Raw genomic sequence first — 12,455 nt, 5'->3', positions numbered from 1 at the left:
CGACTCTTGCATTCGCCCATACTGGGCGCGCCCGCGCGGCTTTTCGCCGCCTCCCCGCCGCGCCCCGTTAGGCCCCATAGGGAAGGACCCGCTGCATATGACCGCCATTGGCCAGGATACCCTCGGCACTCGCACCACGCTCGACGTGAACGGCGCGCAGTATGATTATTTCAGCCTCGCTGCCGCCGCGGAAAAGCTCGGCGATATCAGCCGTCTGCCCTTCTCGATGAAGGTGCTGCTCGAGAACCTGCTGCGCTTTGAGGATGGCGTTACCGTCACCACCGAGGATCTGCAGGCGATCATCGACTGGCAGCAGGAGCGCAAATCCGACCGCGAAGTCCAGTATCGCCCCGCGCGCGTGCTGATGCAGGATTTCACCGGCGTGCCCTGCGTAGTCGATTTGGCGGCGATGCGCGATGCGATCACCAAGCTTGGTGGCGATGCCGCCAAGATCAACCCGCTGGTGCCGGTGCACCTCGTGATCGATCACTCGGTGATGGTCGACGAGTTCGGCACGCCCAAGGCGTTCGAGGATAACGTCGAGCTCGAATATCAGCGCAACAATGAGCGCTACGAGTTCCTGAAATGGGGTTCCAAGGCGCTCGACAATTTCAAGGTCGTGCCCCCCGGCACCGGCATCTGCCACCAGGTGAACCTCGAGAACATCGCGCAGGCGGTGTGGTCGTCGGTGTCGCCGGACGGCAAGACGATCGCGTATCCCGACACTTGCGTCGGCACCGACAGCCATACCACGATGGTCAACGGCCTGGGCGTGCTCGGCTGGGGCGTCGGCGGGATCGAGGCGGAAGCCGCGATGCTCGGCCAGCCCGTGTCGATGCTGATCCCCGAGGTCGTCGGCTTCAAGCTGACCGGCACGCTTGCTGAAGGCATCACCGCGACCGATCTGGTGCTGACCGTCACGCAAATGCTGCGCGCCAAGGGCGTGGTCGGCCGCTTTGTCGAATTTTATGGCCCCGGCCTCGACGCACTGAGCCTCGCCGATCGCGCAACGATCGCCAACATGGCACCGGAATATGGCGCGACCTGCGGCTTCTTCCCGATCGATGACGCGACGCTCACCTATCTGCGTCTGACCGGCCGTACCGATGAACAGATCGCGCTCGTCGAGGCTTATGCCAAGGCGCAGGGCATGTGGCGCCTGGCGGATGCGCCGGACCCCGTCTTCACCGACACGCTCGAACTCGATATGTCGAACGTCGTGCCGTCGCTTGCTGGCCCCAAGCGCCCGCAGGACAAGGTCATCCTCACCGAAGTCGATGACACGTTCAACGCCGATCTCGCCAAGGTCTACAGCCACGCCAGCGCCAAGCGCGTTCCGGTTGAAGGCCGGGACCATGACATCGGCGATGGTGACGTGGTGATCGCGGCGATCACGAGCTGCACCAACACCTCCAACCCGTCGGTGCTGGTCGCCGCTGGTCTGGTCGCGCGCAAGGCCAATGCTTTCGGCCTCAAGCCCAAGCCTTGGGTGAAGACCTCGCTGGCACCCGGCTCGCAGGTCGTGACCGACTATCTCGACAAGGCTGGCTTGACCGAGGACCTCAACGCGGTCGGCTTCAACTTGGTCGGCTATGGCTGCACCACCTGCATCGGCAATTCGGGCCCGCTCGCCGCGCCGATTTCGGCGGCGATCAACGGCAATGACATCGTCGCCGCCTCGGTGCTGTCGGGCAACCGCAACTTCGAGGGCCGCGTTTCGCCCGACGTGCGCGCCAACTTCCTGGCTTCGCCGCCGCTGGTCGTCGCTTATGCGCTCAAGGGCACGGTGACCGAAGACTTCACCACCACCCCGATCGGCCAGGCGACCGACGGCACCGACGTTTACCTCAAGGACATCTGGCCGACCAACGCCGAAGTCCGCGAAGTGATGGATGCGAACATCGACCGCGGCATGTTCCAGTCGCGCTACGCGAGCGTGTTCCTGGGCGACAAGAAGTGGCAGGCGATCGACGTGGTCGGCTCCGACACCTATGCGTGGCCGCCCGCATCGACCTACATCGCCAACCCGCCGTATTTCGAGGGCATGTCGATGACCCCGGCACCGGTGCAGGACATTGTCGAGGCGCGTCCGCTCGCCATCCTGGGCGATTCGATCACGACCGACCACATTTCGCCGGCCGGTTCGATCAAGGCCGACAGCCCGGCAGGGGCCTGGCTGATGGAGCGCCAGGTCGCACGCGCCGACTTCAACTCCTATGGCGCACGTCGCGGCAACGACAATGTCATGGTGCGCGGCACCTTCGCCAACATCCGCATCAAGAACGAGATGGTCCCCGGCGTCGAGGGCGGCATGTCCTCGTATAAGGGCGAAACGATGCCGATCTATGACGCGGCGATGCGCTTCAAGGCGGACGGCGTTCCGCTGATCGTCATCGCGGGCAAGGAATATGGCACCGGTTCGTCGCGCGACTGGGCGGCGAAGGGCACCAATCTGCTCGGCGTACGCGTTGTCATCACCGAGAGCTTCGAGCGCATTCACCGCTCGAACCTGGTCGGTATGGGCGTGCTTCCGCTGCAGTTCGCCGAAGGTGTCGACCGCAAGACCTTGAAGCTCGACGGTTCGGAAAGCTTCACGATCATGAAGGTCGCCGAAATCCGCCCGCGCCAGGATGTCGAGGTCACGCTGACCCGCGCCGATGGTACGGTCGAAACCTTCCTGACGCGTTGCCGGATCGATACCGTCAACGAGCTGGAATATTTCCTCAACGGCGGCATCCTGCAGTACGTGCTGCGCAAGCTGGCGGCGTAATGCCGATGCTGTCGTGACGACGGCGATCGAGGCGATTGGATGGGCAGCGGCGCTGCTCATCCTCGCTTCCTATCTGCTGGTTTCGACCGGCAAACTGTCCGGCCAGTCGGCAGCGTTCCAATGGATGAACGTCGTCGGTGCGGCCGGATTTGTTTTGAATAGCGGCTGGCACGGGGCGTGGCCCTCGACCACGCTTAACATTGCATGGGCAACGATTGGTATCGTCACGCTGATTCGGCTGCTGCAAAAGCGTCTTCGTCGCAGCAATGAGGAAGTAGAATAGGAAATGCCCGCCACGCATGTGCATGGCGGGCATCCTTTCCTCCCCAGGAAACTCTCAAGCCTCTGCGAACGGTCGAGCTTTTGACAAGCTGCCGATCCGTTGACGGCGCAATAGAGAGGAAAGACCCGCGCCGAACAGGGGGGATGCGCCCGCCATTCGGTAAAGGCGTTACTTATCTGCGTGAATTCGGAGTCCCCTTGTAAATATATGACAGGTTGCGGCATGATGATCGGGGGGCTCCCTTGGGGCGCGCCGCATCGTGAGGGACGCAGAAGCATGGCCGATCGCAAATTGTTCGCTGGGCACGCTATCCGTCGTTTGCGACGGCAGGCCGGACTGACGCAGGCGGCCATGGCCGAAATGCTGACGATCAGCCCGAGCTACCTCAATCTGGTCGAAAAGAACCAGCGGCCTTTATCGGCATCGTTGATCGTCAAGCTGGCGGAGAGTTTCGATTTCGACCCGCGGGCGCTGGCGGCGGGGGAACCCGGCGGGGGGGAGGCGGCACTCCGGCGACGTCTCGCCGACCCGATGTTCGCCGACCTGGAAATCGACCGCAATGAAATCGAGGAATGGCTGGCGGGCGCACCGGGCGGGGCGGAAGCGTTTGCGCGCGCGTTCGACCGGATCGGGGCGGCGGGCTCGGCCGAGGCAGGGGCGGCGGATCCGATTGCCGAGGTGCGCCGCGAAATTGAACGATGGCGTGGCCATTTCGCCGATCTGGATGCGCTGGCGGAAGGGCTTGCCGATGAATTGCGCCTCGGCGCGGGCGATCTCTATGGAGCGATTGCCGAGCGGTTGCGGGTGAAGCATCAGCTCACCATTCGCGTATTGCCGGTGGACGTCATGCCCGATCTGCTGCGCCGCACCGATCTCCACGCGCGGCAATTGCAGCTCTCCGAAATGCTCGACCCGGCGTCGCGCGTGTTCGGGGCGGCCTATCAACTCGCCCAGATCGAGGCGCGTGGCGAAATCGATGGGCTGGCCAAGGGGGCAGGCTTTACCGATCGCGACGCGGAACGCCTGTATCGCCGCCACCTCGCCAGCTATTTCGCGGCGGCGTTGATGATGCCGTATGCGCGCTTCCTGCGCGCGTGCGAGGCGACGGGATACGATATTGAACTTCTGCAACGCCGCTTCGGCGCTGGATTCGAGCAGGTCGCGCATCGGCTGACCACTTTGCAGCGCATTGGTGCGCGCGGGCTGCCGTTTTTCCTGGTGCGGATCGATCGCGCCGGGCAGGTGTCGAAGCGCTTTTCAGGGGCGAGCGGATCGCCGCTGGCGGAGTCGGAGGGGCGTTGCCCGCTATGGCGGTTGCACGCCGCGTTCGATCGACCGGGAGTGCTGGCGGTGCAATTGATCGAGCTGGAGGGTGGTGCACGCTGGTTGACGATGGCGCGGACCGTTACGCCGCAGGGGCGGCGCTACGGCGCGGTGCCGGCGGAATTCGCGGTCGGGCTGGGCGTGGCGGCGGAGCATGCCGGTACGTTGGTGGTGGCTCGGGGACTCGATTTGAAGGGGGAGGCCACGCCGATCGGGCTTGGCTGCCGCGCATGTGGGCGCGGCGGTTGTCCGCAGCGATCGCTGCCGCCGGTCGGTCGAGCATTGGCGATCAACGAGCGCGAGCGCGGCGTGAGCGCGTTTACCTTTGGCGGGGACTGAGGCACGATCATGGGAGAGGCGGAAAGCGATTTCGGGGCGGTTCCGCCGATACGGCTGGTTACCCGCTTTCTGGCCGAGATGCAGACGACCATTGTCCAGGCGGGGCTGCGCGGCTTTGACGGGGATCTGGATCGGTTCGTGATCTTCACCTTGATCGCGCGCCAGAGTGCGGCAACCCCGATCGACGGCATGGACTCCGCCGCCGATCCGCCCGATTCCCGCGCGATCTCGATCAATTCCTTGGCGGCATCGCTTTCACGTCCGTTCGAGACCGTGCGTCGCCACGTCAATGCGCTGATCGCGCAAGAGGTGGTGGCGCGCACGCCAAGCGGGGTGGTGGCGCTTGCCAGTGGCTTGCAACGCCCCGAAATGGTCGAAATGTCGATGACGGCGCACGATGCCTTTGTCAGGCTGGTCGAGGATTTGCAGGCATTCGACCTGCCGATGCCGTCGCAGCGCGTAACGAGCCTGTATCATCCGGCGGTCGGGGTGCGGGCTGCTGCCGACATCATGCTCGCCGTTGCCGATAACAATCGGGGGTTGCACCAGGAATGGATCAATCTTGTTCTGTATTCGACCATCCTGTGCGCAAACGCCCGCGCCTATACCTACGATCCCGAATTGGCCCGGCGTTACGCGGATCAATTCCGCGTCCCGCCCGATTCGCTGCGTCGTCCGCTCAGGGTGAGTGCGCTGGCTCGTACCCTGCGCCTTCCATACGCGACGGTGCAGCGTCGGGTGGAGCGGCTGGTGGCCGACGGTCGGGTCAAAAAGGCGCGCGGTGGTTTGCTGGTTTCGGAGGAGTGGCTCAATTTGCCGAGTAGCGTCGCGGTGAGTGTCGGCAGTTATCAAAATATCCGGCGCATTTTAGCGGCGGCGACGGCGGCGGGCTTTCCCATCGCAAGCCCGGCCCAGGCCTATGTACGGGGGCGCCCGACGCCGAGCGTGATCCAAGATCGCCCTGACTGACGGTTTGTAAATATATATCATAATTACAAAAATGTGCCGCGCTAATTAACAGCGAAACGCCAATTTATGACGATTCTTGGTCAAATAGTTCTGTAAACTTGCCTACATCATCCACATCGCAGCCGATGAGGATGTTCGCCGTGACCTACCAGACCGCTATCGCCCACACCGCCAAACTCATCCAGAGCCAGAACGGCACCTGGGACGGCATCGACGCCGAAAGCGTCGCGCGGATGCGGGTGCAGAACCGTTTCCAGACCGGGCTCGACATTGCGCGCTACACCGCCGCGATCATGCGCCGCGACATGGCGGCGTATGACGCCGATCCGGCCAAATACACGCAGTCGCTGGGCTGCTGGCACGGCTTCATCGGCCAACAGAAGATGATCAGCATCAAGAAGCATTTCGGATCGACCGAGCGTCGCTATCTGTACCTCTCGGGCTGGATGGTTGCCGCGTTGCGCAGCGAATTCGGGCCGCTGCCCGACCAGTCGATGCACGAAAAGACCAGTGTTCCGGCGCTGATCGAGGAACTCTACACCTTCCTGCGCCAGGCCGATGCGCGCGAACTCGGCATGATGTTCCGCGAGCTCGATGCCGCCCGCGCTGCTGGCGACGAAGTCAACGAGCATCGTCTGCTCAACGCGATCGACGGCTATCAGACGCATGTCGTGCCGATCATCGCCGACATCGACGCGGGCTTCGGCAATGCCGAGGCGACCTATCTGCTCGCCAAGAAGATGATCGAGGCGGGCGCGTGCGCGTTGCAGATCGAAAATCAGGTCAGCGACGAAAAGCAGTGCGGGCATCAGGATGGCAAGGTTACGGTGCCGCATGAGGACTTCCTCGCCAAGGTCCGCGCCTGTCGCTATGCTTTCCTCGAACTCGGCGTCGAGGATGGGATCATCGTAACGCGCACCGACTCGCTCGGTGCAGGCCTGACCAAGCAGATCGCGGTGTCGAAGGAGCCGGGTGACCTTGGCGACCTGTATAACAGCTTCCTCGATTGTGAGGAGATCGACCCCGCCACTGCGCGCAATGGCGACGTCATCCTCAACCGCGATGGCAAGCTGCTGCGGCCCAAGCGTTTGCCGTCCAACCTGTTCCAGTTCCGCACCGGAACCGGCGAGGATCGCTGCGTGCTCGACTGCATCACTTCGCTCCAGCATGGTGCGGACTTGCTGTGGATTGAGACCGAGAAGCCGCACATCGCGCAGATTGCGGGCATGGTCGACCGCATCCGCGAGGTCGTGCCCAACGCCAAGCTGGTATATAACAATTCGCCGTCGTTCAACTGGACGCTCAACTTCCGCCAGCAAGTGTTTGATGCCTGGGCGGGAGAGGGCAAGGATGTGTCGGCTTACGATCGTGCGAAGCTGATGTCGGTCGATTATGACGGCACGCCGCTGGCCGATGAAGCCGATGAGCGTATCCGCACCTTCCAGAAGGACGCCGCAGCGCGCGCCGGGATCTTCCATCACCTGATCACGCTGCCGACCTATCACACCGCAGCGCTGTCGACCGACAATCTCGCCAAGGAGTATTTCGGCGAGGCGGGGATGCTCGGCTATGTGAAGGGCGTGCAGCGCAAGGAAATCCGCGAAGGCATCGCCTGTGTGAAGCACCAGAACATGTCGGGCAGCGACATTGGGGATGACCACAAGGAGTATTTCGCGGGCGAAGCGGCGCTGAAGGCCGGTGGCGCGCACAATACGATGAACCAGTTCGCGGCCTGACGCAGCAGGCGGAGCAAAGCTCCGCCGCGCCCGCGGCCGGCCCGGCCGGCGGGGCCTGCAGCCCCGGCCGACGACGCGGCTTTGCCGCGGCGGGCCTTCGACCCTTCCGGCATGCCGGGCTCGTCCCGGCATCCACCCTGCCACGGATTTCTGAACCGTTATCCGCGCGCAGCGGTGGACCCCGGCACAAGGCCGGGGTGACGGCAACGGGTTGGGCTTACACCCCCGCGTTGGTCAGCCGGTCGATCTGGTCGGTGCTGAGCGTCAGGTCCATCGCCCCGATCAACTCCTCGACTTGCGCAACGCTGGTGGCACTGGCGATCGGTGCGGTGACGCCGGGCTGGGCGGCAAGCCAGGCCAGCGCGATCTGCGCCAGTGAAGCACCGGTTTCCTCGGCAATCGCGTCCATCGCATCAAGCACGGCAGGGCCGGTCCCATCCATGAACGCCTGCATCCGCCCGCCGCGCACGCTTTTTCCGAAATCGGCGGCGCTGCGATATTTGCCGGTCAGATAGCCCGAGGCGAGGCCGTAATAAGGCACCACGCCGATATTATGTTCGACGCAATAATCCTGAAGCTGGCCTTCGAACTTGTGACGGCTGACCAGATTATATTCGGGCTGCAGCACGTGATAATGCGGCAGGCCGTGGGCGGTGGCGGCGTCATTGGCCGATTTCAGCCGCGCTGCGTGGAAGTTGGACGCACCAAGCGCGCGTACCTTGCCCGCGTCGATCAGCTTGGCGAAGGCCGCGAGCGCGTCCTCCTGCGCCACCGCATCGTCATCCTGATGCGCGAAATAGAGATCGATCGTCTCCACCCCCAGCCGCTGGAGCGACGCGTCGCATGCCGCTGCGATACGCGCAGGGGCGAGTTTTTCGCCGCCGTCGCCCGGCAGCATGCCGACCTTGGTGGCGATCTGCACTTGCTCGCGCTTGCCGCTCGCTTTGAGCCAGGCACCGATCACGCTTTCCGATTCCCCGCCTTTATGGCCGGGCACCCACGCCGAATAGACATCGGCGGTGTCGATCATCGTGCCGCCCCCCGCGACGAACGCGTCGAGCACCGCGAAACTGGTGTCCTGGTCGGCGGTCCAGCCGAAGACGTTTCCGCCCAATATGAGCGGCGCGATATGGAGTTCGGTCGCGCCAAGGCGGCGTAGAGTGGTCATGATCAGTGGTCCCCGGAGTCGGTTTCGTTGCCGCCTTCATCGTCATCGACGATGATCGCGGCATTGGCGTCGGCGCTATTGGCGTCAAGCGAGGCGGCGGCCGTGTCGAGCGCCTTGTCTTCCCCTGCGGTTGCACCGGAGGGAGATTTGCCCGAGCAAGCCGCCAGCAACAGCAGCGCGAAAAGCAAGGGCGTCCGCATCAATCCTGGATCTCGTTGCCGACATCCTTCAATGCTGCGCCGGTTTTGTCGGCGACCCGGTCGGCCTTATTGCCGAGCACCGCGCCCGCATTGTCGATCCGCGATTCGGCGGCACCGAGCGCGGCGTCGGTATCGTCGACAGCCTGCGCTGCGGTCGCATTGGCGTCGGCAGCAACGGCGTTTGCTGCCTCGGAAACTTCATTCTGTGCTTTTGGGCTGCAGCCGGACACGCCGAATGCGAGGAGAGCAGCCAGTGGCAGAATGGCGAGCGACTTGGTCATCATGAGTACCCTTGGCTTTCGGAAGATGTGCCGCGACGGTAAAGGATGGGCGGTGTCCCTTCAACTCCATCCGGCCGATCTTGTTGCACGCAAGCCGCTCTAAGAGGGCGGGGCGATGTAGGGGCGCGGCTTTGACGGAAAGGCGGAACGGTCCGAAGCGCGTTGACCTCATATAAAGATATCTTTATATGTCATCGTCAATGACCATTGCCCTCGACATCTTTCGCGCGCTTGCCGACGCGACCCGGCTGCGCATCGTTGCCCTGCTGCGCTCGATGGAGCTGTCGGTTGGCGAATTGGCGCAGGTCCTCGGGCAAAGCCAGCCGCGCGTCAGCCGCCATGTCAAAATCCTGTGCGATGCCGGTCTGGCCGAGCGCCGCAAGGAGGGCAGTTGGGTGTTCGTAGCGTTGGGCGGCGGCACCACCGTCGGCCCGGTGCTGGAGGCGCTGGATTCGTGGGCGGCGCTTCAGCCCGACCATTGGGCGGTAGCCGATTCCGCGCGGCTGGCGGCGGTGCGTGCCGATCGCGCTGCCTCGGCGGCTTTGTGGTTTGAGGCCAATGCGGGACAGTGGGACGCGATCCGCTCGCTCCATATCGCCGAAAGCGAGGTCGAGGCGGCGATTTCGGCGGTGCTGGGCGATGCGCCAATCGGCCAGTTGATCGACATCGGCACCGGCACCGGGCGGATGCTGGAACTGTTTGCAGGGCGGGCCGAGCAGGCGCTTGGAATCGATCGCTCGTCCGAAATGCTGCGGCTGGCGCGCGCGAAACTGTCCGAGCGGGGGTTGGACAATACGGAATTGCGGCAGGCCGATCTCTATGCGCTTCCTTTGGCGGACGGTGCGGCGGACGTGGCGATCGTGCACCACGTGCTGCACTTCGCGCAGCAGCCGGGTGCGGCGATCGCCGAGGCGGCGCGCGTGCTGAAGGCGGGCGGGCGGTTGCTGATCGCCGATTTCGCGGCGCACGACCGCGAGGAGTTGCGGACGAAGGACGGGCATACCCGCCTGGGCTTTGTCGATGAACAAATGGCGACATGGTTCGCCGCCGCCGATCTCGCGCCCGAGCGGACCGAGCGGCTGGAAGGCGGGGAACTGACGGTGAAATTATGGCTCGCGCGCAAACGCGATGCCCAGCGTTCCGGGATACACTCCGGGGTACATAAGGCGATGGCGGCATGACGATTTCGGTGAACCAGCTCGAGGAAGCGCGGCGCGCGCTCGAGGCCCCGCTGTTCGCGGATCTGGCAGGCGATGCGGCGGTGTCGTTCGAATTTTTCCCGCCCAAGACCGAGAAGATGGAAGAGGCGCTGTGGGAGACGGTGCGCACGCTGGAGCCGTTCGGCCCGAGCTTCGTCTCGGTCACCTATGGCGCAGGCGGCACCACGCGCGACCGCACCCACGCCACGGTCGCGCGGATCGAGCGCGAGACGAGCATGGCGGCGGCAGCGCACCTGACCTGCGTCGAGGCGTCGCGCGCGGAAATTGACGAGATTGCCGAGCAGTATTGGGCGGCAGGCGTGCGCCATATCGTCGCGTTGCGCGGCGATGCGCCGGGGGCAGGGGGCTTTGTCCCGCACCCCGAAGGCTATACCAATGCCGCCGATCTGGTGGCTGGGTTGAAGCGGCTGCACCCGTTCGAGATTTCGGTCGCGGCTTACCCCGAATGCCACCCGGATTCGCGCGACCAGGCGGACGATCTCGACAATCTCAAGCGAAAGCTGGATGCAGGCGCGACGCGCGGGATCACGCAATTCTTCTTCGAGCCCGAGACCTTCTTCCGTTTCCGCGATCGTGCGGCGGCGGCGGGGATCACGGCGGAGATGGTGCCCGGCATCATGCCGGTCACCAATTTCCAGAGCATCGTGCGCATGTCGGCGATGTGCGGCACGGTGGTGCCGCCGTGGATGGGGCGCCTGTTCGAGGGGCTGGACGATCATCCCGCGAGCCGGCAGCTGATCGCCGCGACGCTCGCCGCCGAACTGTGCCGCAAGCTGTATGCGGGCGATGTGCGCAATTTCCATTTCTACACGCTCAACCGCGCCGAGCTGAGCTTTGCTATATGTCACCTATTGGGCCTGCGCGCTAAGCCCGTGGCGGCGGCTGCGGCGGCGTAACACATTCCCCTCCCGCTTGCGGGAGGGGTTAGGGGAGGGCCTGTCAGGTCCCTCCCGAGACATTCCCTCCCCCTGCCCCTCCCGCAAGCGGGAGGGGAGAAGGATTAGAAGATGACGGCACGAGAAACCTTGTTGGCCGAAGCGGCCAAGCGCATCCTCATCACCGATGGCGCGTTCGGCACCGAGATCCAGAATTGGAAGCTGTCCGAGGCGGATTATGCCGGCGACCTGGGCCTGACCAAGGACCAGAAGGGCAATAACGACATCCTCGCGCTGACCAAACCGGCGGTGCCCGAGGCGATCCACCGCGCCTATTTCGAGGCGGGCGCGGACATTGCCGAGACCAACACCTTCTCGGCCAACCGCATCAGCCAGGCCGATTATGCCGCCGAGCATCTGGTGCGCGAGATCAATGTCGAGAGCGCGCGGCTCGCGCGGCGGCTGGCGGATGAATATCAGGCCAAGGACGGCCGCCCGCGCTTTGTTGCAGGGGCCGTTGGGCCGACCAACAAGACGCTGTCGCTCAGCCCCGATGTCAACGATCCGGGCTTTCGCGAGATCGACTTCGATTATCTCAAAGGCGTGTACCGCGAACAGACCGACGCGCTGATCGAGGGCGGGGCGGATTTCATCCTGGTCGAGACGGTGTTCGACACCTTGAACGCCAAGGCCGCGATCATGGCGGCGCTGGAAGCGGGCGAGGCGCTGGGCCGCGACGTGCCGATCATGCTGTCGATGACGCTGACCGACCTTTCTGGCCGCAATTTGTCTGGGCATACGGTCGAGGCATTCTGGCATGCGGTGCGCCACGCGCGGCCGGTGACGATCGGGCTCAATTGCTCGTTCGGCGCGGAGCAGTTGCGCCCGCATGTGCGCACGCTGGCGGGCATCGCCGACACCCTCATCATGGTCTATCCCAATGCCGGGCTGCCCAACGAACTGGGCGAATATGACGAAATGCCGGCGACGACGGCGGGGCTGGTCGGCGAATGGGCGAGCGCGGGGCACGTCAACATCCTGGGCGGTTGCTGCGGATCGACGCCTGCGCACATCAAGGCGATTGCCGAGGGTGTGCGTGGGCTGACGCCGCGCGTGCTGCCGGTGCCGCCGGTGGTGACGCGGCTGGCCGGGCTGGAGCCGATGACGATGGCGGCATAGCAATTCTCCCTCTCCCCGCTTGCGGGGAGAGGGTGCCGAGCGAAGCGAAGGCGGGAGAGGGGCAGTGATCGACGGCCCGTTCCCGGTACTGCCCCTCTCCCCGACCCTCTCC

At 64.4% G+C, this 12,455-nt stretch carries 11 protein-coding genes; 8 read left to right on the top strand and 3 right to left on the bottom strand.

Annotated features, from left to right (window positions below):
* The first annotated feature begins 97 nt into the window (after window positions 1-97).
* The 5 genes from acnA to ACP7BY_RS01670 all read left to right on the top strand — a co-directional run bounded on the left by acnA (window position 98) and on the right by ACP7BY_RS01670 (window position 7,420).
* Window positions 98-2,770: an aconitate hydratase AcnA gene (gene acnA / locus ACP7BY_RS01690; RefSeq protein WP_033965069.1), complete on the top strand. Its 2,673-nt coding sequence runs from the start codon at window positions 98-100 to the stop codon at window positions 2,768-2,770.
* A 13-nt stretch (window positions 2,771-2,783) separates the two neighbouring features.
* The gene (locus ACP7BY_RS01685) at window positions 2,784-3,053 is read left to right on the top strand and encodes a CBU_0592 family membrane protein (protein WP_033965071.1); all 270 of its coding nucleotides are present in this window, start codon (window positions 2,784-2,786) and stop codon (window positions 3,051-3,053) included.
* Window positions 3,054-3,329: 276 nt separating this feature from the next.
* Window positions 3,330-4,715, top strand: a complete 1,386-nt coding sequence (locus tag ACP7BY_RS01680; RefSeq protein ID WP_126848672.1) for a helix-turn-helix domain-containing protein — start codon at window positions 3,330-3,332, stop codon at window positions 4,713-4,715.
* Window positions 4,716-4,724: 9 nt separating this feature from the next.
* Window positions 4,725-5,684 carry a hypothetical protein gene (locus tag ACP7BY_RS01675; protein ID WP_033965074.1) on the top strand — a complete coding sequence of 320 codons (960 nt, stop codon included), beginning with the start codon at window positions 4,725-4,727 and terminating at the stop codon, window positions 5,682-5,684.
* Window positions 5,685-5,824: 140 nt separating this feature from the next.
* The gene (locus ACP7BY_RS01670; RefSeq protein ID WP_033965089.1) at window positions 5,825-7,420 is read left to right on the top strand and encodes an isocitrate lyase; all 1,596 of its coding nucleotides are present in this window, start codon (window positions 5,825-5,827) and stop codon (window positions 7,418-7,420) included.
* Window positions 7,421-7,637: 217 nt separating this feature from the next.
* Here ACP7BY_RS01670 and ACP7BY_RS01665 read toward each other — a convergent pair whose 3' ends face one another.
* From ACP7BY_RS01665 to ACP7BY_RS01655, 3 genes are read right to left on the bottom strand one after another with little or no spacing between them, the layout of a single operon-like run.
* On the bottom strand, window positions 7,638-8,588 hold the full coding sequence (locus tag ACP7BY_RS01665) for an aldo/keto reductase (protein ID WP_033965076.1): 951 nt from the start codon (window positions 8,586-8,588) through the stop codon (window positions 7,638-7,640).
* A gap of 2 nt (window positions 8,589-8,590) precedes the next feature.
* Window positions 8,591-8,788, bottom strand: a complete 198-nt coding sequence (locus ACP7BY_RS01660; protein WP_033965078.1) for a hypothetical protein — start codon at window positions 8,786-8,788, stop codon at window positions 8,591-8,593.
* Window positions 8,788-9,072 carry a hypothetical protein gene (locus tag ACP7BY_RS01655; RefSeq protein ID WP_249340867.1) on the bottom strand — a complete coding sequence of 95 codons (285 nt, stop codon included), beginning with the start codon at window positions 9,070-9,072 and terminating at the stop codon, window positions 8,788-8,790. Before ACP7BY_RS01655 ends, ACP7BY_RS01660 begins: the two co-directional genes overlap by 1 nt.
* A 197-nt stretch (window positions 9,073-9,269) precedes the next feature.
* On the opposite strand from ACP7BY_RS01655, the gene ACP7BY_RS01650 reads away from it, so the two are divergent.
* The 3 genes from ACP7BY_RS01650 (at window position 9,270) to ACP7BY_RS01640 (ending at window position 12,343) form a co-directional block, all read left to right on the top strand.
* On the top strand, window positions 9,270-10,250 hold the full coding sequence (locus ACP7BY_RS01650; RefSeq protein ID WP_033965081.1) for an ArsR/SmtB family transcription factor: 981 nt from the start codon (window positions 9,270-9,272) through the stop codon (window positions 10,248-10,250).
* Window positions 10,247-11,185 carry a methylenetetrahydrofolate reductase [NAD(P)H] gene (metF, locus tag ACP7BY_RS01645; protein WP_033965083.1) on the top strand — a complete coding sequence of 313 codons (939 nt, stop codon included), beginning with the start codon at window positions 10,247-10,249 and terminating at the stop codon, window positions 11,183-11,185. The genes ACP7BY_RS01650 and metF overlap by 4 nt, the downstream gene beginning before the upstream one ends.
* A gap of 111 nt (window positions 11,186-11,296) precedes the next feature.
* Window positions 11,297-12,343, top strand: a complete 1,047-nt coding sequence (locus ACP7BY_RS01640) for a homocysteine S-methyltransferase family protein (RefSeq protein ID WP_137902937.1) — start codon at window positions 11,297-11,299, stop codon at window positions 12,341-12,343.
* Window positions 12,344-12,455 lie beyond the last annotated feature (112 nt).

Origin of the sequence: Sphingomonas sp. PSPC2-2 (assembly GCF_049897725.1) — a bacterium.
In the GTDB taxonomy this organism is placed as follows: Bacteria; Pseudomonadota; Alphaproteobacteria; order Sphingomonadales; family Sphingomonadaceae; genus Sphingomonas.
Note: the sequence above shows the minus strand (reverse complement) of the source record. Positions and strands in the feature narration are given on the sequence as shown.

Excerpts from the sequence above, each read along its gene's own strand:
- metF (WP_033965083.1), top strand. The coding sequence starts at position 10,247 with ATGACGATTTCGGTGAACCAGCTCGAGGAAGCGCGGCGCGCGCTCGAG.
- ACP7BY_RS01640 (WP_137902937.1), top strand. The coding sequence starts at position 11,297 with ATGACGGCACGAGAAACCTTGTTGGCCGAAGCGGCCAAGCGCATCCTC.
- ACP7BY_RS01680 (WP_126848672.1), top strand. The coding sequence starts at position 3,330 with ATGGCCGATCGCAAATTGTTCGCTGGGCACGCTATCCGTCGTTTGCGA.
- ACP7BY_RS01655 (WP_249340867.1), bottom strand. The coding sequence starts at position 9,072 with ATGATGACCAAGTCGCTCGCCATTCTGCCACTGGCTGCTCTCCTCGCA.
- acnA (WP_033965069.1), top strand. The coding sequence starts at position 98 with ATGACCGCCATTGGCCAGGATACCCTCGGCACTCGCACCACGCTCGAC.
- ACP7BY_RS01650 (WP_033965081.1), top strand. The coding sequence starts at position 9,270 with ATGACCATTGCCCTCGACATCTTTCGCGCGCTTGCCGACGCGACCCGG.
- ACP7BY_RS01675 (WP_033965074.1), top strand. The coding sequence starts at position 4,725 with ATGGGAGAGGCGGAAAGCGATTTCGGGGCGGTTCCGCCGATACGGCTG.
- ACP7BY_RS01660 (WP_033965078.1), bottom strand. The coding sequence starts at position 8,788 with ATGCGGACGCCCTTGCTTTTCGCGCTGCTGTTGCTGGCGGCTTGCTCG.
- ACP7BY_RS01665 (WP_033965076.1), bottom strand. The coding sequence starts at position 8,588 with ATGACCACTCTACGCCGCCTTGGCGCGACCGAACTCCATATCGCGCCG.